Annotated in this window: 3 protein-coding genes; all 3 read right to left on the bottom strand. The window is 73.9% G+C overall.

From position 1 onward, the window contains the following. Nucleotides 1-441 (bottom strand): ABC transporter ATP-binding protein (locus AB7U92_RS25665; protein ID WP_428583461.1); only part of this gene is annotated, 441 nt, incomplete at its 3' end. After that, nucleotides 438-1,763, bottom strand: a complete 1,326-nt coding sequence (locus tag AB7U92_RS25660) for an efflux RND transporter periplasmic adaptor subunit (RefSeq protein WP_428583459.1) — start codon at nt 1,761-1,763, stop codon at nt 438-440. The genes AB7U92_RS25665 and AB7U92_RS25660, both read right to left, overlap by 4 nt. Further along, on the bottom strand, nt 1,760-2,622 hold an 863-nt coding region (locus AB7U92_RS25655), incomplete at its 5' end, for an efflux transporter outer membrane subunit (RefSeq protein ID WP_428583457.1). The genes AB7U92_RS25660 and AB7U92_RS25655, both read right to left, overlap by 4 nt.

Here is a 2,622-nt window from a genome sequence, read left to right as displayed (position 1 = left end):
GGAGAGTTCGGCCGGCGTGTGGTGCTCCCAGCCGGCCAGGCCCACCGCGGCCAGCGCCGCCTTGGCCTGGGCGTGCCGCGAGGCTGCGCTCTCGCCGCGGTAGAGCAGCGGCAGCTCGACGTTCTCCTGCGCCGTGGTGCGCGCCAGCAGGTTGAAGCCCTGGAAGACAAAGCCGAGGTACTTGCGGCGCAGCCGCGCGCGCTGGTCGCGGCTGAGCTTCTGCACCGCCATGCCGCGGAAGACGTAGTCGCCGCTGGTGGGGACGTCGAGGCAGCCCAGCGTGTTCATCGCGGTGGACTTGCCCGAGCCGCTCGGGCCCATGATGGCGACGAAGTCGCCGGCGTCGATGTCGAGGTCGACGCCCTTGAGCGCCTGGAACGCCGCCTGGCCCTGGCCGTAGGTCTTGGTGATGCCGCGCAGGCGGATCAGGGGTTCGCTCACTTGGGCGCCCCGCTGCGCTGGTCGACGATCACCGCATCGCCTTCGGCCAGGCCGGTGCCCGACACCTCGGTGCGTTTTCCATCGGTGGCGCCGGCCGTGACGCGCACCGCCACCGGCGCGCCGTCGCGCAGCACCCACAGCTGCCGGCTGGCGCCCACCGCGTTGCCGTTGCCGGCCACGCCGGCGCTGCGCCGCGCCACGCCGCCGGGTGGGCGCGGCATCAGCTTGGAGACGATGCCTCCCGAATTGCCGGCCGGCGCAGAGGCTGCCGCGGCGCCGGCGGGCGTGAACCGCAGCGCCGTGTTGGGCACCAGCAGCGAGGGCTGGCGTTCGCTGGTCTGGATGGTGGCGGTGGCGGTCATGCCCGGGCGCAGCGTCAGGTCCTGATTGTCGACGTCCAGCCGCGTCGTGTAGGTGACCACGTTGTCGGTCTTGGTCGATCCGTAGGCTACCCGCGTCACCGTGGCCGGGTAACGGCGGTTGAGGTAGGCGCCGACGGTGAAGGTGGCCTTCTGGCCGTTCGCCACCAGGCCGACGTCGGTCTCGTCGACGTTCACCTCGAGCTGCAGCCGGCTGAGGTCCTCGGCCACCGTGAACAGCGTGACCGCCTGCAGCGAGGCCGCCACCGCATTGCCGGGGTCGACCGTGCGCGTGAGCACCACGCCGTCGATCGGCGCGCGGATCGAGGCCTTGGACAGGTTCGTCTCGTCGGTGGACAGCTGCGCCTTCGCGCTGGCCACGCTGGCGCGGGCGCTGGCCTCGGCGGCGCGCGCGCGGTCCAGCGCGGCGCGGGCGGTGTCGATCTCGGTGGGCGCGGGCACCTTTCCGCCGGAGAGCTTCTGCACTTCCTCCAGCCGTGCCAGGTTCGCCTGGGCTTCCTGCAGCGTGGCCGAAGCCTGTGCCACGCTGGCCTGTGCCGAGGCGAGCGCGGCGCGCGAGCGGGCGATCTGGTCGCGCAGCTTGGCGGTGTCGAGCTCGACCAGCACCTGGCCCTTCTTCACCCGGTCGTTGACGTCGACGAACACGCGCGCCACCGTGCCGGAGAGCTCGCTGCCGATGTTCACCGAGCGCGTCGGCTGCAGCGTGCCGTCGGCGCTGACGGTCACGCTGAGCGTGCCGCGCAGCACCGGCTCGGTGACGAAGCTCGGCGCGGCGGCAGCGCGCTGGCTGGCCTGCCACCAGGCGAAGCCGCCGGCCAGCGCCAGCAGCACGGCGGCGCCGACCCACGGCAGCGGGCGCTTCCACCAGGGGCGTGCGGAGGGCTCGTCCAGCAGCGTGGCGATGGTGGCCGCATCGGCGGCGGGTTGCGCGGTCGTGTTCATGATCGGTTCTCTGTCGGGGCGGCTTGCGGCGTCCAGCCGCCGCCCAGCGCCTTGTACAGGCGCACGTGGTCGCCGGCGACGTCGGCCTGGCTGGCGGCGACGCTGTCCTGTGCGCCGAGCTGCGTGCGCTGCGTCTCCAGCACGGTCTGGAAGTCGACCAGGCCGCTGGCGTAGCGCTGGCGTGCCAGCAGCGCGGCATTGTTGGCGGCGTCCGCCGCATCGCGCAGCCTCGCCAGGCGTTCGCGGTCGCCCTGCAGCGCCACCAGCGCGTCTTCCACGTCCTTCAGCGCCGCGAGCACGGCGCCGCGGTGCGCTTCGCGCGCCTGCTCGAAGGCGGCGCGCTGCGCCTCGCCCTGGGCCCGCAGTGCGCCGCCGTCGAACAGCGGCATCGACACGCCGGCCAGCAGCGAGCTCACCACCGCGCCGCTGCCCAGCCCCGACAGCGTCAGCGCCGACAGGCCGAGCGAGCCGCTCAGGCTGAAGCTGGGGTAGCGCGCCGCATCGGCCTGCAGCACGCGTTGCGCGGCAGCGGCCACGCGGGCCTCGGCGGCGCGCACGTCGGGCCGCTGGCGCAGCGTATCGGCGGGGAAGGCCAGCGCCAGATCCGCGGCCGGCTGCGGCACGGCGCTGCCTTCGGCGAGGCGCAACTCGGCCGCCGTGCGCCCGGTCAGCAACGCCAGCTGGTGACGTGCCAGCGCCAGCGTGGTCTGCAGCGCCGGGATCTGGGCGCGGGTCTGTTCCACCGCGGCGCGCGCCTGCTCCGACTGCAGCGAGGTGGCCAGCCCCGCCTGCACGCGCCATTGCGTGATGCGCAGCGTCTCTTCCTGGCTGGCGAGGTTCTCGCGCGCGATGGCCAGAC

The sequence above is a fragment of the Piscinibacter sp. genome (assembly GCF_050175855.1).
Lineage (GTDB): Bacteria > Pseudomonadota > Gammaproteobacteria > Burkholderiales > Burkholderiaceae_C > Piscinibacter.
The sequence above is the reverse complement of the archived record's forward strand: the minus strand, read 5'-3'. Positions and strand labels throughout refer to the sequence as shown.